14 protein-coding genes and 1 tRNA gene are annotated in these 22,067 nt (G+C 39.3%); 11 read left to right on the top strand and 4 right to left on the bottom strand.

What is annotated here, in order from left to right; translation table 11 throughout:
- Window positions 1-36: 36 nt before the first annotated feature.
- The 3 genes from ACXAGS_RS10030 to ACXAGS_RS10020 are packed head-to-tail and all read right to left on the bottom strand — an operon-like array spanning window position 37 to window position 1,878.
- Complete coding sequence (locus ACXAGS_RS10030; protein ID WP_474906464.1) at window positions 37-753, bottom strand: tRNA1(Val) (adenine(37)-N6)-methyltransferase; 717 nt, start codon at window positions 751-753, stop codon at window positions 37-39.
- Window positions 753-1,283, bottom strand: a complete 531-nt coding sequence (rimM, locus tag ACXAGS_RS10025) for a ribosome maturation factor RimM (RefSeq protein WP_474906462.1) — start codon at window positions 1,281-1,283, stop codon at window positions 753-755. The genes ACXAGS_RS10030 and rimM overlap by 1 nt, the downstream gene beginning before the upstream one ends.
- Window positions 1,284-1,293: 10 nt before the next feature.
- Window positions 1,294-1,878, bottom strand: a complete 585-nt coding sequence (locus ACXAGS_RS10020; RefSeq protein ID WP_474906460.1) for a 30S ribosomal protein S16 — start codon at window positions 1,876-1,878, stop codon at window positions 1,294-1,296.
- A gap of 265 nt (window positions 1,879-2,143) precedes the next feature.
- Here ACXAGS_RS10020 and ACXAGS_RS10015 point away from each other — a divergent pair, with 265 nt between their 5' ends.
- The 5 genes from ACXAGS_RS10015 (at window position 2,144) to ACXAGS_RS09995 (ending at window position 8,737) form a co-directional block, all read left to right on the top strand.
- Entirely contained in the window at window positions 2,144-2,599 is a 456-nt protein-coding gene (locus tag ACXAGS_RS10015; RefSeq protein ID WP_474906458.1) for a ferritin-like domain-containing protein, read from the top strand.
- Between the two features lie 136 nt (window positions 2,600-2,735).
- Window positions 2,736-7,124 (top strand): DNA polymerase III subunit alpha, encoded by a 4,389-nt coding sequence (gene dnaE / locus ACXAGS_RS10010; RefSeq protein ID WP_474906456.1) that lies wholly within the window; start codon window positions 2,736-2,738, stop codon window positions 7,122-7,124.
- A gap of 100 nt (window positions 7,125-7,224) precedes the next feature.
- On the top strand, window positions 7,225-7,542 hold the full coding sequence (gene trxA / locus ACXAGS_RS10005) for a thioredoxin (RefSeq protein WP_010519498.1): 318 nt from the start codon (window positions 7,225-7,227) through the stop codon (window positions 7,540-7,542).
- A gap of 68 nt (window positions 7,543-7,610) precedes the next feature.
- Window positions 7,611-8,540 (top strand): DUF58 domain-containing protein, encoded by a 930-nt coding sequence (locus ACXAGS_RS10000; RefSeq protein WP_474906455.1) that lies wholly within the window; start codon window positions 7,611-7,613, stop codon window positions 8,538-8,540.
- A gap of 123 nt (window positions 8,541-8,663) precedes the next feature.
- A tRNA-Asp gene (locus ACXAGS_RS09995) sits at window positions 8,664-8,737 on the top strand.
- 43 nt (window positions 8,738-8,780) lie between these two features.
- Here ACXAGS_RS09995 and ACXAGS_RS09990 read toward each other — a convergent pair.
- Complete coding sequence (locus tag ACXAGS_RS09990; RefSeq protein WP_474906453.1) at window positions 8,781-9,776, bottom strand: App1 family protein; 996 nt, start codon at window positions 9,774-9,776, stop codon at window positions 8,781-8,783.
- 216 nt (window positions 9,777-9,992) lie between these two features.
- Here ACXAGS_RS09990 and ACXAGS_RS09985 point away from each other — a divergent pair, with 216 nt between their 5' ends.
- The 6 genes from ACXAGS_RS09985 to ACXAGS_RS09960 are packed head-to-tail and all read left to right on the top strand — an operon-like array spanning window position 9,993 to window position 21,946.
- Window positions 9,993-12,239: a GH92 family glycosyl hydrolase gene (locus ACXAGS_RS09985; protein ID WP_474906451.1), complete on the top strand. Its 2,247-nt coding sequence runs from the start codon at window positions 9,993-9,995 to the stop codon at window positions 12,237-12,239.
- A 19-nt stretch (window positions 12,240-12,258) separates the two neighbouring features.
- Entirely contained in the window at window positions 12,259-14,136 is a 1,878-nt protein-coding gene (locus ACXAGS_RS09980) for a sodium:solute symporter family protein (RefSeq protein ID WP_474906449.1), read from the top strand.
- Between the two features lie 11 nt (window positions 14,137-14,147).
- Window positions 14,148-15,125, top strand: coding sequence for a glycoside hydrolase family 130 protein (locus tag ACXAGS_RS09975; RefSeq protein ID WP_474906447.1), 978 nt, complete (start codon window positions 14,148-14,150; stop codon window positions 15,123-15,125).
- A gap of 13 nt (window positions 15,126-15,138) precedes the next feature.
- Window positions 15,139-17,388: a GH92 family glycosyl hydrolase gene (locus ACXAGS_RS09970; RefSeq protein ID WP_474906539.1), complete on the top strand. Its 2,250-nt coding sequence runs from the start codon at window positions 15,139-15,141 to the stop codon at window positions 17,386-17,388.
- 18 nt (window positions 17,389-17,406) lie between these two features.
- Window positions 17,407-19,725 carry a GH92 family glycosyl hydrolase gene (locus ACXAGS_RS09965; protein ID WP_474906445.1) on the top strand — a complete coding sequence of 773 codons (2,319 nt, stop codon included), beginning with the start codon at window positions 17,407-17,409 and terminating at the stop codon, window positions 19,723-19,725.
- The gene (locus ACXAGS_RS09960) at window positions 19,715-21,946 is read left to right on the top strand and encodes a GH92 family glycosyl hydrolase (protein WP_474906443.1); all 2,232 of its coding nucleotides are present in this window, start codon (window positions 19,715-19,717) and stop codon (window positions 21,944-21,946) included. Before ACXAGS_RS09965 ends, ACXAGS_RS09960 begins: the two co-directional genes overlap by 11 nt.
- The last annotated feature ends 121 nt before the right edge of the window (window positions 21,947-22,067 follow it).

Raw genomic sequence — 22,067 nt, 5'->3', positions numbered from 1 at the left:
GTCTCTTTTCAAAGATAAGAAGCACTTGGGAGGTCTTTACATTTTTAAATAAAAATCCTTGGTAAGGTTAATGTAATCTTCTGTGTATTGGTGGCGTTCCTTTTCTATCACCAAATCATTCACCTTAGCTGGCTTTTCTTCAAAAGTTAAATAGAGCAAGCTGCGTTTAATAGGTGCATTGGGGTTGCCTTTTACATGCGTAATTTTAGCAGCATAGAGTCCATATGTCTTTGCAATTCTCAAAAAGGAATTTTCTTCGCTATGGGGAATAATGCAGGCAAATGCACCTTCTGGAGTCAAAAGTTTGGCAACACCTTCTAGTAAATTGGGAAAAGGCAATGAAGATTCTTGCCGCGCAGCATCTCTTTCAGGAGAGCCACTGTTTACGTCTTCGGTATAAAATGGTGGGTTGGCAACAATAAGGTCGTACTCATCCGCATCCATCTCGGTTACAAATTCAGAAAACTCGGCATGGTAGCAGAATAAGCGGTCTGCCCAATTAGATGCTTCAAAATTGGCAACGCATTGTTCATAGGCGGCATCGTCTAACTCCAATGCGTCTATAAGTTCTGCGGGGCTTCGCTGGGCTAATTGCAAAGCTATTACACCGGTTCCGGTACCTACATCTAAAATGGAATCGGGTTGGTTGTGCAAGGGTGTCCAAGCACCAAGTAGTACGCCATCTGTGCCAATTTTCATGGCGCAGCGGTCTTGGTGAACCGTAAATTGTTTAAAAGTGAAAGGTACTGTCATTATTCGCCTAAATACAATTCTACCAACCCTTCAGGTGTGGAAACATGTACTTCTTTTTGCTGGCGATCTAGTTTGGTAATGATGTCGTCGTTCAACGGAATCAATAATTCTTTACCGTCCTTTTCCACTTCAAATAAAACTTGACTAGCGCTATCGTTAATGGCAACAATTGCTCCTATATCACCATGAACGTCATCTATCATTCTAAATCCAATTACCTCATGATAGTAAAACTGGTCGCCACTCAGTTTGGGTAAAAAGGAAAGTGGTAAATACAATTCGCTTCCCATAATTCGGTCTGCGGCAGCCTCGTCTTTTACGTCTTCAAAATCTATACGGAGTAAGGCCGATTTGTGTAGGCGGCACCTATCAATAAAAAATGGAACCAGATTTCGCCCTAAAAGGACAAATACTGATTCCATGTTTTCGTAGATTTCGGGTTCATCAGTATCTAGTTTTACTAGAACCTCACCCTTGAAGCTATATTTTGAAACGATTTTGCCCAGGTAGAAACAATCTTCCTTGCGCATCGTCTACAAATTATTCTTTATCAGCTTCGCCTTCTTTCATTTCTGGAGCTGCAGGAGCCTCTTCTGGCACTTCTGGTGCAGCTTCAACAGCTTCTACTTCTGCAGATGCATCGCCAGCAACTTCAGTTTCTGGAGTTTCTTCTACTTCTGGTTGCTGTGCAGCGATACGTGCTTCGTTTACTTCTTTTTCAGCAGCTAAAGCTTTTGCTTTTTCTTCTTCTTTAGCTTTGTCTAAACCGTCTACTTTTGATTGTACGGCTTTTTCCTTTTCTTCTACCCAAGCATTAAAACGCTTTTCTGCCTCTTCTTCAGAGAAAGCACCTTTTCTAACACCACCTAATAAGTGATGCTTTAAAAGCGCGCCTTTATAAGAAAGGATGGCTCTAGCAGTATCTGTTGGTTGTGCTCCATTGTTCAACCATTTTACAGCGCCATCAACATCTAAGTTAATAGTTGCAGGGTTAGTGTTAGGATTGTAAGTACCTAATTTTTCTAAAAATTTACCGTCTCTTTTAGAGCGGCTATCCGCTGCTACTACCCAATAGAATGGTTTTCCTTTTTTACCGTGGCGTTGTAATCTAATTTTTACTGGCATATCACATTAATTTGTTGGGTGCCCGACCCTTGATTATTAATTCAATTTTTGCTTTTACTCGAAAAGCGGGTGCAAATATAGCCTTATTTTCCCATATGCCAACTAATTAGCTGTAAAAAAGTTAATTCTCTTAACAGCTGCCTTCTAGCTTGTTAAATCCCTTATAAACCCTGTTAAATACTTGATATTGCGCTAAATAATATTATCTTAAATACTGTTGTTGATAGTCAATAACAGGTATGTTGAATTAAAATGAAAGAGAATAATGGAGTACACAGTAGAAATGTCTAACAAATTGAATGAGTTATTGGAAAAAACATATGATGCGGAAAAAGGCTTTAAGCAAGCTGCAGATAATGTAAACAACCCAGTGATTCAAAAGTTCTTTAAAGAACGTGCTAATCAACGATATGATTTTGGGCACGAGTTGAAAAAAGAAATAAGAGCTTTTGGCCAAGACCCCGATAAAGGTGGCAGTACCAAAGGAACACTACATAGAAATTGGATGAATTTAAGGTCCTACTTTGAGTCGAATAATGAAGAAGCTATGTTGAACGAGGTAGAACGTGGCGAAAAAGAAGCCATTAATACTTATAACGACATTATTAACGACAAAAAATTTGTGTTACCACCTTCAACAGAGAATTTGTTGATGAAACAGCGTAACGCAATTAGAGAGACATTGGACACGGCAAGTGTTTATGAGAACGCAGTGTCCTAGTTTAGATTCAACATAGTTTTAAAAGCCAGGTTTTGCCTGGCTTTTTTATTGGTTCATAACTACTGAAAAGTTGAGTGGTTCTGGTTTTAATAAACGGGCATCTTTGCCTAATTTTGAGGGTTACAATTTTCTGCCTATGTACTTGATTTTTGATACGGAAACAACGGGTTTGCCCAAACGTTGGGATGCGCCTATTTCTGACACCGATAACTGGCCAAGATGTATACAGATTGCATGGCAATTGCATGACGAAATGGGTCGCCTTATTGAAAGTCAGGACTATTTGGTAAAACCAGAAGGCTTTAATATTCCGTATGAGGCAGAGCAGATTCACGGGATATCCACAGCTTTGGCAGAGGCAGAAGGTGTGCCGTTAAAAGAGGTGTTGGAGAAATTTAATGCGGCAATGGCCAAAACAAAATTCATTGTTGGGCAAAACGTGGGTTTTGATGTTAACGTTATGGGCTCCGAATTTTATAGGGAATCCGTGGCCAATCCGTTGCAGGAACTCCCTGTACTGGATACTTGTACGGAACATACGGCAGAACTTTGTCAAATTCCAGGTGGTAGAGGGGGTAAATTTAAACTGCCCACGTTAACAGAATTACATCAATATTTATTTGGAGAACCTTTTGCAGAGGCACATAATGCCACTGCAGATGTGGAAGCAACCACGCGTTGCTTTTTAGAGTTGGTTCGTAAAAAACAATATACCCTTGAGCAATTAGACGTTGCGCCAGATTATTTTGAGCGTTTTTCGGAGGCCAATCCGCAAGAAATACAGCTAATAGGCTTAAAGCACATCAACCTAAAAGCAGCCTCTAAAAAAATTGCAGATGCACTTTGGGAAAAAGATACGGGTGGTGTTAGTGATAAGGAACTTAAGCAAAATGCAGCCGAGTTAGCAGAAGTTGACTTTGTGCATTTGCACAATCACACCCAGTATTCCATTTTGCAATCTACCATGAGTACCAAAGAGCTGGTATCTCAAACAGCAAAAGCTAAAATGCCTGCGGTAGCCATAACGGATCACGCCAACATGATGGGGGCGTTTCATTTTGTGAAAGAAGTAAAAGGGCATAATAAAGCCGCAAGAGATAAAAATGAAGAACTCATTGCCAATGGTGAGCAGCCTACGGAAGTAGAAATAACACCAATCATAGGTTGTGAGTTTCAGGTGTGCGAAGACCACACCAATAAATCGGTTAAAGACAATGGTTACCAAATTGTGTTTTTGGCAAAGAACAAGGCTGGCTATCAAAATCTGATTAAAATGGCCTCTTTGGCCTACACCGATGGCTTCTATTACGTTCCAAGAATAGACCGTAAGATCGTAGAGCAGTACAAGGAGAACGTAATGGTCCTTTCTGGTAATTTGTACGGTGAGGTGCCTAATAAAATATTGAATGTAGGTCAAAACCAAGCAGAAGAAGCTTTGCTATGGTGGAAAGAACAGTTTGGAGACGATTTCTATTTAGAAATAATGCGCCACGGTCAAGAAGATGAAGACCGTGTAAACATGGTGTTGTTAGAGTTGGCCAAAAAACACGATGTAAAATTGGTGGCGACCAACAATACCTACTATGGCAAAAAAGATGATGCAGAGGCGCATGATATTTTATTGTGTGTTAAAGATGGTGAAAAGGTAACTACGCCTATTGGTCGTGGTCGTGGCTACCGTTACGGATTGCCCAATCAGGAATACTATTTTAAATCATCTGAAGAAATGCGTGAACTTTTCACGGATTTGCCAGAGGCGATACAAAACTTACACGAAATTGTTGCCAAAGTAGAGCCGTATGATTTAGCACGAGACGTATTACTGCCCAAGTTTGATATACCGGACGAGTTTAAAGTTGCAGAAGATGAGGTAGACGGAGGTAAACGTGGAGAGAATGCCTATTTAAGGCACATTACCTATGAGGGTGCCAAAGTACGTTATGGCGAAATTACCCCAGAAATTACGGAGCGAATAGATTTTGAGCTAGCAACCATAGAGAATTCTGGTTACCCAGGTTATTTCTTGATTGTGGAAGACTTTATCCGTGAGGCCCGTAACATGGGGGTTTCCGTGGGGCCAGGTAGGGGTTCTGCCGCTGGTTCTGTAGTGGCGTACTGCTTAACCATTACCAATATAGACCCCATAAAGTACGATTTACTTTTTGAGCGTTTTTTAAATCCGGATAGGGTGTCCATGCCCGATATTGATATTGACTTTGATGATGAGGGGCGTGGGCGTGTAATGGATTACGTAATCAAAAAATATGGTGCCAACCAAGTAGCGCAAATTATCACCTACGGTACCATGGCGGCCAAATCTTCTATTCGTGATACGGCTAGGGTTTTAGATTTACCGTTGAGCGATGCCGACCGTATTGCCAAGCTTATTCCGCAAATGAGTAAGCTGGGTAAGATTTTTGGGGTAGACGAGGCTACTTTAAAAAAGAAATTCCGTGCAGAAGATTTAGAGAAAATCAATGAGCTGTTGAATATCTCTGAAACGGACGATTTGGAAGGCCGTACCGTGAACATGGCGCGTATTCTAGAAGGTTCTGTGCGTAATACTGGTATCCATGCCTGTGGGGTAATTATTACCCCGGATGATATCACCAAGTTCGTACCCGTTTCTACTGCTAAGGATTCCGATTTGTACGTGACCCAGTTCGATAACTCCGTGGTAGAAAGTGCGGGGCTGCTAAAAATGGATTTCTTGGGGTTAAAAACACTAACCCTAATTAAGGATACGGTAAAAATTGTAAAAGCAAGAACGGGGGTAGAATTAATTCCAGATGATTTTCCGCTAGATGATGAAAAGACGTATGAGCTTTTTCAACGAGGAGAAACCATTGGGGTGTTCCAATACGAATCTCCTGGGATGCAAAAACACATGAAGAGTCTTAAACCAACTGTTTTTGACGATTTAATTGCCATGAACGCTTTGTACCGTCCGGGGCCCATGGAATACATACCAAGTTTTATTGCCCGTAAACATGGCGATGAAGAGATTACGTACGATTTACCAGAGATGGAAGAGTACCTACAAGATACTTATGGTATTACGGTGTATCAAGAGCAGGTGATGCGTTTGTCTCAGAAACTGGCTAGCTTTTCTAAGGGTGATGCCGATGTTTTGCGTAAGGCTATGGGTAAAAAGATTTTTGCCCTACTAGAAAAGTTGAAACCGCAGTTCTTGGACGGGGGCGAAAAAAATGGCCATCCAAGAGATGTTCTGGCAAAGATTTGGAAAGACTGGGAAGCTTTTGCATCCTATGCCTTTAATAAAAGTCACTCTACCTGCTATGCATACATTGCTTACCAAACTGCCTACTTAAAAGCCCACTATCCAGCAGAATATATGGCGGCTGTACTGTCTAATAATATGAATGATATTAAACAGGTAACCTTTTTTATGGAAGAGTGTAAGCGAATGGGCTTGCAGGTATTGGGGCCAGATGTAAATGAATCGTTCTACAAATTTGCCGTAAATAAAGACTATGCGGTTCGTTTTGGATTGGGAGCCATTAAAGGTGTTGGTAGGGCAGCCGTAGAAGCTATCGTTAAGGAACGTGGCGAAAATGGTCCGTACAAGTCTGTATTTGATATGACCAAACGAATAGACCTTCGCGCAGCAAATAAAAAAGCATTCGAAAATTTAGCTTTAGCTGGAGGGTTCGATTCCTTTGGAGGCACGCACCGGGCACAGTATTTTCATCAAGAGGCAGATGGTATTATGTTCTTGGAGAAAGTGATAAAATATGGTTCTAAGTTCCAAGAAAACCAAAATAGTTCTCAAGTAAGTTTGTTTGGCGAAGCTAGTGAGGTTCAAATTCCGGAACCAGTGGTGCCTCCTTGTGATGATTGGGGTACCATGGAAAAATTAAGAAGGGAAAAAGAAGTGGTAGGCATTTACCTTTCTGGGCACCCTCTAGATGATTTTAAAAAGGAGATGGATGCCTTTTGTACTGCAAGTTTATCTCATTTAAAGGGCGATTTGAATGAGGTGGTTAATAGAGAGCTTTCCGTTGCAGGAGTAATTACAGATGTGCAGCACCGCGTTTCTAAGAACGGAAAAGGTTGGGCCGCATTCACGGTAGAAGATTATATGGATTCTTATGAGTTTAGGATTTTTGGTGAAGAATACCTGCGTTTTAGACATTTTCTAATGATGAATTCTTTTATTTACCTAAAGGTTTTTATTAGAGAGGGTTGGGTAAATAGGGAAACCGGCAAAAAGGGAGATCCGAGGTTGCAGTTCAATGACTTTAAGCAGTTACAGGATGTTATGGAAACTTATGCCAAAAAACTGACTATAAAATTAAATGTAGCTGCCCTACAAGAACAGCGAATTAAGGAGCTTAAGGAAGCTATTTTAGAACATGCCGGAAGCCATACCCTAAATTTTGTGGTGTACGAACAAGAGGAAAAAATAAAACTAAATTTATCTAGCAGAAAGCAAAAAGTAAATATTACCACAGACCTATTAAATACGTTGGAGCAACAAGAGGTGGTTTACAAACTCAACTAGTATAAGTTTTGCCAATTGCTTGATAATGAAAACAAATGCGATAAGAGTAAGGAATGCGCGTTTTAATTGACTAACTTTGCACTAATATAAATAAATACACATGGCACTAGAGATAACAGATGCAACATTTGAAGAAGTTGTTTTAAAAAGTGATAAGCCAGTAATGGTAGATTTTTGGGCTGCATGGTGCGGACCTTGTAGAATGGTAGGCCCAATCATAGAAGAAGTAAGTCAAGAATACGATGGTAAAGCTGTAGTTGGTAAGGTAGATGTAGATGCCAACCAGGAATTTGCCGCTAAATATGGGGTAAGAAACATCCCTACCGTATTGGTATTCAAAGATGGTGAAATTGTAAGTAGACAAGTTGGTGTATCTCCTAAAAAAGTATACACAGATGCTATAGACGGTTTGTTGTAAACCTATAGCGCAATAAATTTTTAAAGGCCTGGTGTAAACCGGGCCTTTTCTTTTTATCTTGGGGTTAGATGGATATTAAAAATCAATTACAAGACGCCAAACTATTTAAAAACCTAGAATTGCTTGCCAAGCAAGTGGTAGAAGGGTTAATTAATGGTATGCATAAAAGTCCTTTTCATGGTTTCTCTTCAGAATTCGCGGAACATAAGATTTATAACAATGGTGAGAGTACCAAGCATATAGATTGGAAATTGTTTGCACGAACGGACAAGTTGTACACCAAACGCTACGAAGAAGAAACCAACCTACGTTGTCATATGATTTTGGACAATTCAGCTTCCATGTATTTTCCAGAATTTAAGCAACAACAGTTGGGGAGTTTAAATAAAATGGGATTTTCGGTATTAGCTATTGCGGCTTTGATGAATTTGCTTAAAAAACAACGAGACGCTGTTGGCCTAAGTGTATATGGCAAAGGTTATAATTACTATGCCCCTGAAAAAAGCAGTGAACGGCACATGCAAATGCTTTTGGCGCAATTAAATGCATTAGGAAATAGTAAGCAAGGGGATGAGGAAACGCGCACCTATGAATATTTGCACCAAATAGCAGAAAAGCTACACCGTAGAAGTTTGGTTTTTTTGTTTACGGATATGTTACAGCATCAAGTGGAACAAGAAAAATTGTTTGAGGCCTTACGTCATCTAAAATATAATAAACATGATGTTGTGTTGTTTCATGTAATGGACAAAAAGTTAGAGCAAGATTTTGAATTTGAAGATGGTCCCAAACGTTTTGTTGATGTTGAAACCGGTACTAAAATTGATGTATACGCAGAAAGTGTAAAAGAAAATTATAAAAAAGAATTTGAGGCTTATAAAGAGGAAGTAAAGCTTAAATGTATGCAGTATAAGATTAAGTATGTGGGAGTTGACATTGGTGCAGATTTCGCAACAGTATTAAATACATTTTTAGTGGAACGAAGAAAATTCGTTTAAACGAAAAAAAATTTTGTGTAATTAAAAACAGCGTGTATATTTGCACTCGCTTTTGAAAAGCAATTGTAACAAGATTTGAATCCCGCTGATGCAGGAGTCTTAGTTAAATAAGATAAAATTCTTGGTCTGGTAGTTCAGTTGGTTAGAATACCTGCCTGTCACGCAGGGGGTCGCGGGTTCGAGTCCCGTCCAGACCGCAAAAAGCCTCAACGAATGTTGAGGCTTTTTTGTTTTTTCCCGTTAATTTATAAGTCCATTAACTCTGGCATGTACCACAGCTTCGTCTGTATGCTCAATAAGTTGAATGGGAACATGGGTTTTTTGCTCCAGTCTTTTTTTAATTCGTTTCATTTTTTCATGATCTTTTGTGGTGCGAATGTAAATGGCACTAATCCTATTTGGATATGTTTCTGCAATAGCGCTGTAAATATCATGGTCTAAATCTGCCGCATCGCCAATTAAAACAAAAGGTAGATTTGGATAACTCTCCAGAATGTGGGTAATTTTTATATACTTGTTTTCTTCCTTAAAACTTGGCTTTTTTTTGTTTTCCAAGCCAATGTCTCTCAATAACAATACGCCTTTTGGAAAATTCTGATACTTTAAAAATTCCATAAGATATTCATACAAATTCCAAGGACTATTGGAAAGGTAGAAAAATGGATTTTTGTCATGTCCGCTTTTACCTTTTCTGAGCAACTGGTAGAATTCTTGTGCACCTTCTAATGGCATACGCTGATTGCTATGCTTAAAGAAAGAATTTACGATTACCTTCCATTTAAATGCAGAAGATATACCGGTACGTATTACAGTGTCGTCTAAATCTGAAATTATACCATACTGTGCAGAAGGTAAGGGTTTAAGAATTTCGTCTTTTATAGTAAAGGGTTTTCCTGCGTATGTTAATGAATAATTTATGGGGTGCCATTCTTTGTCAAGTAAATTGGCATGGTAGGCTTCGTCTAAATATACATAACCTTCCGCATCTGATGTAAGACTGGTTTTAAAATCATTAGCGGTTACCGTAACTACAACTCCTTCTTTCTCATCGCTTTCAAAACGTTTATAACTATTATATAAATTCTTTAAAAAACCGTCGTCCTCTTCGTGGGTAATTCCTTCATCTTCCAAAACCCTAGCTTGACCAAAAACCTTATCGTTGTTGGCGTATCCCCCAAATGGGATAATAATAACTGGGTCGGGATTATCTATTAATCTAGAAAGGAACTGAAACATCTTCTTTTTTTGCTAAAAATAGACGCAACCAAATATTTGGTTTAGGCTAAATGCACGTTTTATTGACTTAATAGCTTAAGGGTTCAATTTACAGATGGTATACGTTTTTTTCTAGCATTTGGCTTCTCTCATTGGTCGCTGGTCTAATAAAGAAGGCAAAATCAAGAGATTTTTTCGACTTTTTGACCTCTATATCCAAACCAACTATAGATTTTAATGACACCATTGGCTAGAAATATATGGGTTGTAGTAACCTTTGGTTTGTTATTGTACGGCGCATGCGGTACAGAAAGCAATAGCAAAGGGGCTAACCAAAGTACGGAAGACGTATTGTCTTATGTTGATCCTTTTATTGGTACCGGTGGTCATGGCCATACATTCCCTGGAGCCGTATCACCATTTGGTATGGTGCAGCCTAGTCCGGATAATGGTAGAGGTGGCTGGGATTGGTGCTCGGGGTATCATATAACAGATACTTTGATTGCTGGTTTTTCACAGTTGCATTTAAGTGGCACGGGTATTGGCGATTTACTAGATGTGCTAGTAATGCCTACCAATTCAAAAATGGACCTTTCGCGCTTTGGAAAATCTAGGGATAGTTTGCCATATGTGGCTAGTTTTTCTCATGAACGAGAACAAGCGCACCCTGGATTTTATAGTGTTTATTTACCACAGCCAGACGTAACTGTTTCCCTTACGGCTGGTGAGCGCGTAGCGGTGCATAAATATGCTTTCAATTCTAAAGCGGAACCTTCTTTTATTATTGATTTAGGCTTTGCAGTTAATTGGGATGGTGTTTTGGCATCGGAAATTAATCTGGAAAATAAAACATTGGTAACAGGTTATAGGCATAGTACGGGTTGGGCAAAAAATCAAAAAGTCTTTTTTGCTATTCAGACCAATCAATCTATTGTTAATGCCAATTGGGTAGCAGATGGTTTTAAAAAACAACAAACGCAAAAAGTAACAGGTAAAAATACTGGGGCACAATTCTTTTTTGAAACAGAAACAGACAGTGTAGCGTTAAAAATTGCAGTGTCCTCTGTAAGTATAGCTAATGCCAAAGCAAATTTGGCCACGGGTAAATGGTTTACAGATACTAAGGCGAAAACGGAACAAGATTGGCGTAACGCATTAGGAAAAATAAAAATAGAAACGCCAACAGATTCTTTAAAAACTATTTTTTATACCGCTTTATATCACGCTCAAATTGCTCCAAGTTTGTTCAGTGATGTATCTGGCGAATTTCGTTTACAAAACGATTCTATTGTAAAGGCCCCTCAAAATACAGCCGCCTATTCAACCCTTTCCGTTTGGGATACTTTTAGGGCAGAGAACCCTTTGTTGAATATTCTTCAACCTAAAAAAGTAAACGGAATTATACAATCCATGCTAGCTTATTACCAAGAGCAGGGTAGGCTACCCATTTGGACGCTCTATGGTAATGAAACCCACACCATGACCGGAAACCATGCAGTGTCGGTTTTGGTAGAAGCCTATTTAAAGGGCTATAGGGAATATGATGTTGATTTGGTCTACCAAGCAGTAAAAAAGACCATGTTGGGTAGGGATAGAGGACTGGATTTATACAGTCAATACGGATACATACCATTTGATAAGGCAGACGAATCCGTGACCATTTCCTTGGAGTATGCTTATAACGATTGGTGTGTGGCTCAAATGGCTAAAGCTTTGGGTAAAAAAGAAGATTACGATTATTTCTATAAAAGGTCTAAGGCGTTTGAGCACTTGTTTAATCCCAAGACCGGATTTATGCAGGGTAAATCGGCAAATGGGCAACAATGGAGGCAGCCTTTTGATCCCAAATATTCTAATCATAGAGAACATACAGATTACACAGAAGGAAATGCTTGGCAGCATAGTTGGTTTGTACCACATGATGTGGAAACGCTAATTGCTTTGCATGGCGGGGAAGCTTCTTTTGTTAAAAAATTGGAGCAATTATTTACAGAAAGTTCAGATATAACGGGAGATAACGTTTCTGTAGATATTTCTGGTCTCATTGGCCAGTATGCGCATGGTAATGAGCCCAGTCACCACATAGCGTATCTTTTTAATAAAGCAAAAGCCCCTTGGAAAACCCAGTTTTGGGTGCGCGAAATTTTAAACTCCCAATATACCACTAGGCCAGATGGTTTAAGTGGTAATGAGGATTGCGGACAAATGTCTGCTTGGTACGTTTTTAGTGCACTTGGTTTTTATCCAATGAATCCGGCCTCTGGCACCTATGAATTTGGAAGTCCATTATTTAAAAAAGCGATTATAACGCTAGACAATGGTAAAACTTTTACGGTTAAAGCCCCAAAAACAACAACTGAGAATAAATATATACAAACGGTGAAACTAAACGGTAAGCTGCTAGACCGTACCTACATAACGCATAACGAAATTATGGTTGGTGGGGTTTTAGAATTTGAGATGGGAGCAAATCCCAAGTATTGAATGTAAAGAATAATTGAGTATGGATATCATAGATGTATCTATAATTGCTATCTACATTTTGCTAACGCTTTTTGTGGGTATTTGGATTTCTAAGAAGGCTTCTAAAGGCCTTAAATCGTATTTCTTAGGGGGTAACGATATTAAGTGGTACTATCTAGGGTTGAGCAACGGGTCTGGAATGTTCGATATTTCTGGTACGGCCTGGATGGTGGGTATCTTGTTCTTATATGGTGCCAAGAGTTTTATGTTCATGTGGTTGTGGCCTATCTGGAACCAAGTTTTTGTAATGATATTCTTGGCCATCTGGATTAGGAGGTCCAATATTATGACGGGGTCTGAATGGATTCTAACACGATTTGGAGATGACCGTGCAGGTAGGGCATCGCATAGTATAGTGGCTGTGTTTGCCGTAGTTTCAACTATTGGTTTTATCGCTTATTTTTTTGAAGGAACCGGTAAATTTTTAACCGTAATACTACCTTGGGACTTAACCTTGCAATTGGGAGAATTGGTATTACTTACCTCAGAGCAAGCCTATGCATTGGTAATTATACTTTTAACTACCCTCTACACAATTAAAGGCGGAATGTTCTCTGTAGTTGCTACGGAGGTACTGCAATTTGGTATAATGGTTGTAACCGGTATTCTAGTAGCTGGTTATGCTTTTTATAGTGTTACCGATTTACAATTAGAAGGGATTATTACACCAGAGTGGAAAAGCATATTGTTTGGTGCAGAACTGGAACCGGTTTGGGGAGATAAGTTTTCGGCATTTAATAGGCTTATAGATACTGAAGGTTACAAAATGTTTGGGGCCTTTATAGGAATGACATTATTTAAAGGCTTTTTTGCAAGTATTGCAGGGCCTGTACCTAGTTACGATTTTCAACGCATACTTTCTACTAGAAATGTAAAGGAGGCGGCCTATATGAGTGGTTTTACCAATTTGGTATTGTATATACCTAGGTACCTTTTAATAGCGGGGGTAGTGGTAATAGCTTTAGTGGCCATGGGTCCAGAAATGAACGCGGACCCTAATTTAAATGGCGGTAGTTTAGAGGTAATTCTTCCTAAAGTTATTAATAATCATATTCCAGTAGGTATTAAAGGATTATTATTAGCAGGGCTTTTAGCGGCATTCATGTCCACATTTTCTGCCTTTGTAAATTCTGGTCCAGCTTATATTGTAAACGATATTTATAAAAAGTACTTTAAGCCCAATGCTTCCCCAAGTCATTATATCAAGGCTAGCCAATTGGCATCTTGTTTAGTTGTGGTTTTAGGTGTTTGCATGGGTTTCTTTGCAGACTCTATCAACTCCTTAACCTTATGGATTACAAGTGCTTTGTACGGTGGTTATGTGGCAGCCAACTTTTTAAAATGGGTATGGTGGCGCTTTAATGGTTGGGGTTATTTTTGGGGAATGCTTGCCGGTTTGCTTGTTGCTACCCTAAATTTCTTGTTGGATCAAAACAAGGCCAGCTTTGAAGAAGGAACATTGTTATATGACTTAACCAATGTACATGCCATTTACCTGTTTCCATTAATCTTAGGTTTTTCATTGTTGGGGTCTATTTTAGGTACGTATTTTACCCAACCTACAAAACCAGAGGTGTTACAGGCATTTTATAAAAGTGTTAAGCCATGGGGTTGGTGGCAACCCGTGGTTACCCAAATACAACAGACGCAACCTGATTTTAAAAAGAATACGGAGTTTTGGTCAGATATGCTCAACTGTTTAGTGGGCATGATATGGCAATCGAGTATGATATTACTTCCAATTTATTTATTGGTAAGAGATTATCCTAAAATGTGGGTAGCCTTTACCGTTTTTATCGTTACCACCACAGTTTTAAAATTCACCTGGCTAGATAAGGTCAGACAAATCCCGAATTAATTGTTTTTTAAATGAGTACAGAAAAAGTAGCCATGCCATGGCAAGACAGACCGGAAGGTCATACCGAAGTTCTTTGGAGACATGCAGAAAATCCAATTATAGCCAGAGATGCAATTCCTAGCTCCAATAGTATTTTTAATAGTGCCGTAGTGCCTTTTGGTGATGGATATGCAGGCGTGTTTCGTTGTGATAACAAGGCCGTGCAAATGAATATTTTTGCCGGATTTAGTAAAGACGGTATTAATTGGGACATAGCCCATGAACCAATCCAATTTGCAGCGGGTAATACAGAAATGATAGATTCTGATTATAAGTACGATCCTAGGATTACTTGGATAGAAGACCGTTATTGGATTACTTGGTGTAATGGATACCACGGACCTACAATTGGGATAGGCTATACTTTTGATTTTAAAGCGTTTTTCCAATGTGAAAATGCCTTTTTGCCTTTTAACAGAAACGGCGTGCTTTTTCCAGAAAAGATAGATGGTAAATTTGCCATGTTAAGTAGGCCCAGTGATAACGGCCATACGCCCTTTGGAGACATTTATGTTAGCTACAGCCCAGATATGAAGTATTGGGGAGAGCATCGTTGTGTAATGAAAGCTGCCCCGTTTATGGATAGTGCGTGGCAATGCACTAAAATTGGAGCTGGGCCAATACCTATTTTGGTAGACGAAGGTTGGTTAATGTTTTACCATGGCGTAATCAATACCTGCAATGGATTTAGATATTCTATGGGCGCCGCTATTTTAGATAAGGAAAATCCTGACATTGTAAAATATAGGACGCAACCATATCTTTTAGCCCCACAGACCACTTATGAGTGTATGGGAGACGTACCCAATGTGGTATTTCCTTGTGCAGCATTACATTCTGTTGAAGAAGATAAAGTGGCTATCTACTACGGTGCGGCAGATACTACCGTGGCATTGGCATACGGTAAATTATCAGAGGTGGTTAAATTTACCATAGAAAACAGCTTGTAAAAATTAGAGGATGATGAGATATGGTTTTTGGGTATTAAGTGTACTTTTTGTTATGGCTTGTAAAGACCAACCAAAAACCGATAGTCTAGAAAGCTTAACTAGCTATGTTAATCCTTTTATTGGAACAGATGGCCCTGGGAATACTTATCCTGGGGCTACCGTCCCTTTTGGTATGGTTCAGTTAAGCCCGGATATTGGAATCCCAGGTTGGGATCGCATTGCTGGCTATTATTACCCAGATAGTATCCTAACTGGCTTTTCCCATACGCATTTAACGGGTACGGGTGCCGGAGATTTGTATGATATCTTGGTTATGCCAACCAATAGCAGGTTTAAGGATACACTTAAAGCCAATAGTTATAAGGCGTATTCCCATTTTAATCATGAAGAGGAAGAGGCATCACCTGGTTACTATTGGGTACAATTAAAAGATTATGGAATAAAAGCGGAACTCACGGCTACTTCACGAGTTGGAGTACACAAATACACCTTTCCAAAAGATACTTTATCACAAATCCATATAGATTTAGGATATAGCTTAAATTGGGACAGGCCAACCAATACCAAGATTACCGTGGTTAATGATTCGGTGCTTCAAGGTTTTAGAATGTCCGAAGGTTGGGCTAGAAATCAACAGCTTTATTTTGAGATGACTTTTTCCAAACCGTTTTCTTCCTACTACATTAAAGAAAATAAAGAAGGGCAAGCATCTAAAATCATTTTAAATTATCAAACAGAAGAAGATGAGGTAGTTACGGTTAAAACAGGTTTGTCCTCTGCAAGTATAGCGGGTGCATCAAAAGCTATTAGAGAAGAAGCAGACGATGATTTTGAGTCAATCAAAAAACAAGCAAGAGCAAAATGGGAAAAAGAACTTTCTAAAATTAGAATAACAACACAAAATAAAGGGCAAAAAACCATCTTCTACACCATGATGTATCAATCTATGTTGGCACCAACGTTATATAGCGATAGCAATCAGCAATATAAGGCCGCAAACGATGCTAATGGCCAGTATTTATCAGGAACGGATAGTATTGCAACAGCAGTCGGTTTTAATAGATATGATACCTTTTCGCTTTGGGATACCTACCGGGCAGCGCACCCATTGTACACCATTATTCAAACCGAGCGTGTACCGGATATGATAAAATCGCTTTTGGCACATTACCAAGAAACCGGAAAATTACCTGTGTGGTCCTTGCAGGGTAGTGAAACCAATATGATGATTGGTTACCATGCGGTTCCGGTAATAGTAGATGCTTATTTTAAAGGTTTTGAATTTGATGCCAATTTGGCCTACCAAGCGTGTAAAACCAGTGCTATGGTAAAAGAGCGTCAAATAGAGGAGTTTGCTCTAAAGGGTTATATAGCAACTGCTGCCGGACACGAAAATTGGTCGGTTTCCAAAACCTTGGAATATGCTTATGACGATTGGTGTTTGGCCCAATTTGCTAAGGATTTGGGCAAAGAAGAAGACTATGATTATTTCCTAGAACGGTCCAATAATTGGAAAAACCTATACAATACCAAAAACTCTTGGTTGCAACCAAAAGATCAATCAGGCACTTTTATCTATCCTTTCACACCAAAAGAATATTCGCCTTATTTCTGTGAAAGCAATGCATGGCAATATTATTGGTCGGTAGCTCAAGATATTCCTGGCCTTGTGGCAGCCACTGGAGGTGCAAACCGATTTGAACAAAAGTTAGACTCCATGTTTACTTATGCTCCGCTGCCAACAGATAAGTTGCCCATATTCAGTACAGGGATGATTGGCCAATACGCACATGGTAACGAACCAAGCCATCATGTTGCTTATCTGTATAATTATATTGGCAAACCTCATAAAACCCAAGATTTGGTTTATAAAATTCGCAATGAACAGTATAAAAACGAGCCTAATGGCCATTGCGGAAACGAGGATTGTGGGCAAATGTCTTCTTGGTACATTTTAAACAGTTTAGGTATGTATCCTGTAAATGCCGCCCAAGGAATATTGGATTTGAGTGTACCACAATTTTCTAAAGCTAGCATACAATTGCCAAACAATAAAAACTTCGAGGTAAAAGCCACAGGTTTATCAGAAGAAAACCGCTATGTTGCTGCTATTTCTTTAAACGGTGAACAATTGAATAGAAGATTTATCACTTATAAAGAACTAATGCAGGGAGGTATTTTAGAGTTTACATTGACTGCAAAAAAGGATACGGTGAATAGGCAAAGTTTTGAACAACCAAATCCCCTAAAAATTTATAACTAAACTGAATAAATGCTCATAATGATTAACAAAACAAAACTAATTTTATTAGCATGGACCGCGCTGATATATGCTTGTGGGGAAAAATCCACAAATACCATTTCTAAAGACGATTCAAGAACAGAATTACTGGCTTATGTAAACCCTTTAATGGGTACGGATTCTGATTTTAGCCTTTCTAATGGCAATACCTACCCGGCTATTGCTACACCTTGGGGTATGAATTTTTGGACACCAATGACCAATAAAATGGGAGATGGGTGGACGTATGGTTATGACGATAAAACCATAAGAGGTATTAAGCAAACGCATCAACCAAGTCCATGGATCAATGATTATGCCGCGTTCTCTTTTATGCCGGTAGTGGGCGAGTTGAAATACAAAGAAGACGAACGTGCTTCTTATTTTTCGCACAAGGCAGAAACCGTACGCCCAGATTATTACAGTGTGTATTTGGCAGATTATGATGTTACGGCAGAGGTTACGCCAACATCACGTGCAGCACAGTTTCGTTTTACCTTTCCGGAAACAGACAGTGCCTACATACTTTTAGATGCATTTTTTAAAGGATCTATGGTAAAAATAATACCGGAAGAGCAAAAAATTATTGGGTACTGCCGTAACAATAGTGGTGGTGTACCAGATAATTTCCATAATTATTTTGTAGCAGAATTTGATAAACCTTTTGAAGCTACCCACACTTGGGGAGATAAGTGGAGCCTTCTAGAAAATAGCACGGACAATAAAGGGGAGCACGTAGGGGCTATAATTGGTTTTAAGACCAAAAAAGGGGAAAAAGTTACTGTAAAAGTAGCTTCGTCTTTTATAAGTCTAGAGCAAGCAGAATTAAATTTAGATCGGGAGATTGGAAAAGACACTTTTGATGAAACCAAAGAAAAAGCAGCCGTTGCTTGGGAAAAGGAATTAAGTAGAATAGCGGTTACCTCTAATAACCTAGACCAATTGCGTACATTCTATTCTTGCCTATACAGGGTGTTATTATTTCCAAGGACTTTTTACGAAATAGATGCACAAAACAATGTAGTACATTATAGTCCATACAATGGAAAAGTGGAAGCCGGTTACATGTTTACGGATAATGGCTTTTGGGACACCTTTAGAGCGGTTTTTCCTTTTTTTAATATGATGTATCCGGAACTAAACACCCAGATAATGGAAGGTTTAGCCAATACCTACAAAGAATCTGGATGGCTACCAGAATGGGCTAGCCCTGGTCATCGGGATTGTATGATTGGTTCCAATTCTGCCCCTATAATTGCAGACGCGCATCTAAACGGTTTATCTGGTTTTGATAAAGAGATTTTAATGGAAGCCATGCTAAAAAACGCAACGGTTTCCCAAGGGCGTCCGGTGAATTCCGTAGGTAGGGCAGGTATAGATTACTACAATGAATTGGGTTACGTACCTTATGATGTAAACATCAATGAGAATGCTGCTAGAACGCTAGAATATGCCTATGCGGATTTTACCATTGCCCAAATGGCCAAATCTATGGGTAAAGAAGAATTGGCAAAAAAATACTATCAAAAATCATTGAACTACAAGAACCTTTTTGATCCGCAAACCAATTGGATGCGTGGTAAAAACCAAGATGGAACCTTTCAAGAACCTTTTAATCCTTTGAAATGGGGAGATGCGTTTACAGAAGGTAATAGCCTGCATTATACCTGGTCTGTTTTTCACGATGTTCAAGGATTAATAGGTTTAATGGGTGGTGAGGAAGGCTTTGTTGGTAAATTGGACGAGGTTTTTAACATGCCGCCAAAATTTGACGCGTCTTATTATGGATTTACCATACATGAAATACGAGAAATGCAAATAGCCAATATGGGAAATTATGCGCACGGTAACCAACCCATACAGCATATGATTTATTTGTACAATTATGCCAAACAACCTTGGAAAACCCAAGAAAAAATAAGGGAAGTATTAACCAAGCTATATACGCCAAATCCTGATGGCTATTGCGGGGACGAAGACAACGGGCAAACATCTGCTTGGTACGTTTTTAGTGCCTTAGGCTTTTACCCGGTAGCCCCCGCTACCAACCAATATGTAATAGGCAGCCCGTTGTTTGATGAGGTTACGTTAAAATTGCAAAATGGTAACACTTTTACTGTTTCTGCCAGCAATAACGCAATGGATCATCCATATATCCAATCGGCCAGGTTAAATGGTAAACCATTTGATCAAACCTTTATTTCAACACAGGCTATACAACATGGCGGTAATCTAGAATTTAATATGGGCAAAGAGCCTAATAAAAATTGGGCCGTATCTGAGGCTGCAAAACCTTATTCTTTATCCAATGAAAACTAGTTTTTTTTCTTTAGTATTTAGTTTAGTAGCAACCATTCTTATGGGTCAAAAAAAACCAGTAGACTATGTAAATCCGTTTATTGGCACCTCTAATTTTGGCACCACTAACCCAGGGCCTATTGCTGTAAGGGGAATGGCGAACGTATCACCCTTTAATGTGGCAGGGGCACAAAATTTACCTATGGAAAAGGATAGCCGATGGTTTTCTACACCCTACGTAAATGAAAATCCTTACTTAACGGGCTTTAGCCATGTAAACCTTAGTGGCGTGGGTTGTCCGGAGTTGGGGGTAATTATAACCATGCCTACAACTGGGGCCTTGGTTACCGATCACGAACAATACGGATCTACCTATAGCAATGAGGCTGCAAAACCAGGATATTATACCAATAGCCTAGATAAGTACGGTGTAAAGGTAGAAGCTACGGCAACTACCAGAACGGGGGTAAGTAAATACCATTTCCCAGCAGGGGAAGCTAATGTGCTATTGAATTTAGGCCTTGGATTAACCAATGAAGAAGGGGCTCAAGTAAAGGTTGTTTCCCCAACCGAAATAGAAGGTATGCGCATGGTTGGTTCTTTTTGTTATTACAAATCAGAAGAGAGCTACCCCATTTATTTTGTTGCTCAATTCTCAGAACCGGCTAGCGAATTTGGAATTTGGAAAAAACCACGTAAATATGACGGTCTAGAGGCGCAATGGATGGTAGCCAATGGTGAAACCCGTATTAAAAAAGGTTTTAGGCAGGCTGTAGTAGGGGATAGTATTGGAGCGTATATGCGATACCATTTTAAACAACCCAAAACGGTATCGGTAAAAGTGGGGGTGTCTTATGTAAGTATTGAAAATGCACGTGAAAATTTAAAAGTAGAAACGGAAGGTAAAGATTTTGAAACCCTATTGGCAGAAGCTCAAGTTAAATGGAACAAACAATTGTCTACGATAACAGTTGAAGGCGGGACGGAAGAAGATAAAACCATTTTCTACACCGCATTGTACCATACCCAGATACATCCAAGTACATTAAACGATGCTAATGGGGAATATCCTAAAATACAAACCCGGGAAACCTTAAAAACAGAAGACACGCGGTATACTGCCTTTTCACTTTGGGATACCTACAGAAATTACCATCAATTAATGAGTTTGGTGTATCCAAAACAGCAATCAGATATGGTAAAAAGTATGCTTCAGGTGTACGATGAGTCTGGTTGGCTGCCCAAATGGGAACTCAATGCTACGGAAACAACCACCATGGTAGGTGATCCTGCAGGTATTGTTTTGGCAGATACGTACCTTAAGGGAATTCAGGATTTTGATGTAGAACTTGCCTACCAAGCCATGCTAAAAAGTGCGGACCAGTTAGAAGGGAATCCGTTACGCCCCGGGCTTAAGGATTATATTGAAAAAGGCTACCTCACTACTAAAACTACCAAAAGTGGTTCTGTGTCAACAACGCAGGAATACAATATTTCTGATTATGCCATTGCGCAATTGGCCAAAGCCTTGGGTAAAAAAGAAGATTACAAACGCTTTTCCAAGCGTTCCATTTCCTATAGAAAGTTATTTGATAAGGAGTTCAATCTGCTTCGTCCTAAAAACGATGATGGCAGTTGGCTTACCCCATACAATCCGGAGACCGGAGCTAATTTTGTAAAAAACCTAGGGTTTATAGAGGGTAATGCCTGGCAATACTCCTTTATGGTTGCCCATGATGTAAAAGGTCTTATGAATTTGATGGGAGGTTCAAAATCGTTCGCGAATAAACTACAGCAGGTTTTTGATAAAAATCAGTTTGATATGGCCAATGAGCCCGACATAGCTTACCCCTACTTGTTCAATTATGTAAAGGGAGAAACCCACCGAACGGACCAATTGGTCAACGAGCTTTTAGCAACGTATTTTAAAAATGAACCGGCTGGTCTGCCCGGAAATGACGATACGGGAACCATGAGTGCGTGGGCGGTTTTTAGTATGATGGGGATTTATCCCGTGAGTCCGGCAAATCCTATTTACACCTTTACCGTTCCTGCCTTTGATAAGGTAATAATACAGTTAGACGATAGGTATTATGAAGGCGGAACTTTAGTTATTCAAAAAGAGAAATCAGAAGATTTGAACAGGGAAAGACAAGTGTTTTTAGGGAAGAAAAAGCTAAAGAATCCATTTGTATCTCACCAGGACTTACTAAACATAAAAGAGATTACTATTGTAGAATAACTTTTTAATTAACCTGTAATTATGCCAGTTATACGTAAAGCGCTAATGAATAATTAGCGCTTTGTTGTTTTTCAATACCAATATTTTGGAGTAAAAAACTTACAATTTGCTAAGAAATTAT

It is taken from the genome of Croceivirga sp. ABH4_376 (genome assembly GCF_056160685.1).
This window is presented reverse-complemented; position numbering and strand designations above follow the sequence as displayed.

Excerpts from the sequence above, each read along its gene's own strand:
- ACXAGS_RS10030 (WP_474906464.1), bottom strand. The coding sequence starts at position 753 with ATGACAGTACCTTTCACTTTTAAACAATTTACGGTTCACCAAGACCGC.
- rimM (WP_474906462.1), bottom strand. The coding sequence starts at position 1,283 with ATGCGCAAGGAAGATTGTTTCTACCTGGGCAAAATCGTTTCAAAATAT.
- ACXAGS_RS10020 (WP_474906460.1), bottom strand. The coding sequence starts at position 1,878 with ATGCCAGTAAAAATTAGATTACAACGCCACGGTAAAAAAGGAAAACCA.
- ACXAGS_RS10015 (WP_474906458.1), top strand. The coding sequence starts at position 2,144 with ATGGAGTACACAGTAGAAATGTCTAACAAATTGAATGAGTTATTGGAA.
- dnaE (WP_474906456.1), top strand. The coding sequence starts at position 2,736 with ATGTACTTGATTTTTGATACGGAAACAACGGGTTTGCCCAAACGTTGG.
- trxA (WP_010519498.1), top strand. The coding sequence starts at position 7,225 with ATGGCACTAGAGATAACAGATGCAACATTTGAAGAAGTTGTTTTAAAA.
- ACXAGS_RS10000 (WP_474906455.1), top strand. The coding sequence starts at position 7,611 with ATGGATATTAAAAATCAATTACAAGACGCCAAACTATTTAAAAACCTA.
- ACXAGS_RS09990 (WP_474906453.1), bottom strand. The coding sequence starts at position 9,776 with ATGTTTCAGTTCCTTTCTAGATTAATAGATAATCCCGACCCAGTTATT.
- ACXAGS_RS09985 (WP_474906451.1), top strand. The coding sequence starts at position 9,993 with ATGACACCATTGGCTAGAAATATATGGGTTGTAGTAACCTTTGGTTTG.
- ACXAGS_RS09980 (WP_474906449.1), top strand. The coding sequence starts at position 12,259 with ATGGATATCATAGATGTATCTATAATTGCTATCTACATTTTGCTAACG.
- ACXAGS_RS09975 (WP_474906447.1), top strand. The coding sequence starts at position 14,148 with ATGAGTACAGAAAAAGTAGCCATGCCATGGCAAGACAGACCGGAAGGT.
- ACXAGS_RS09970 (WP_474906539.1), top strand. The coding sequence starts at position 15,139 with ATGAGATATGGTTTTTGGGTATTAAGTGTACTTTTTGTTATGGCTTGT.
- ACXAGS_RS09965 (WP_474906445.1), top strand. The coding sequence starts at position 17,407 with ATGATTAACAAAACAAAACTAATTTTATTAGCATGGACCGCGCTGATA.
- ACXAGS_RS09960 (WP_474906443.1), top strand. The coding sequence starts at position 19,715 with ATGAAAACTAGTTTTTTTTCTTTAGTATTTAGTTTAGTAGCAACCATT.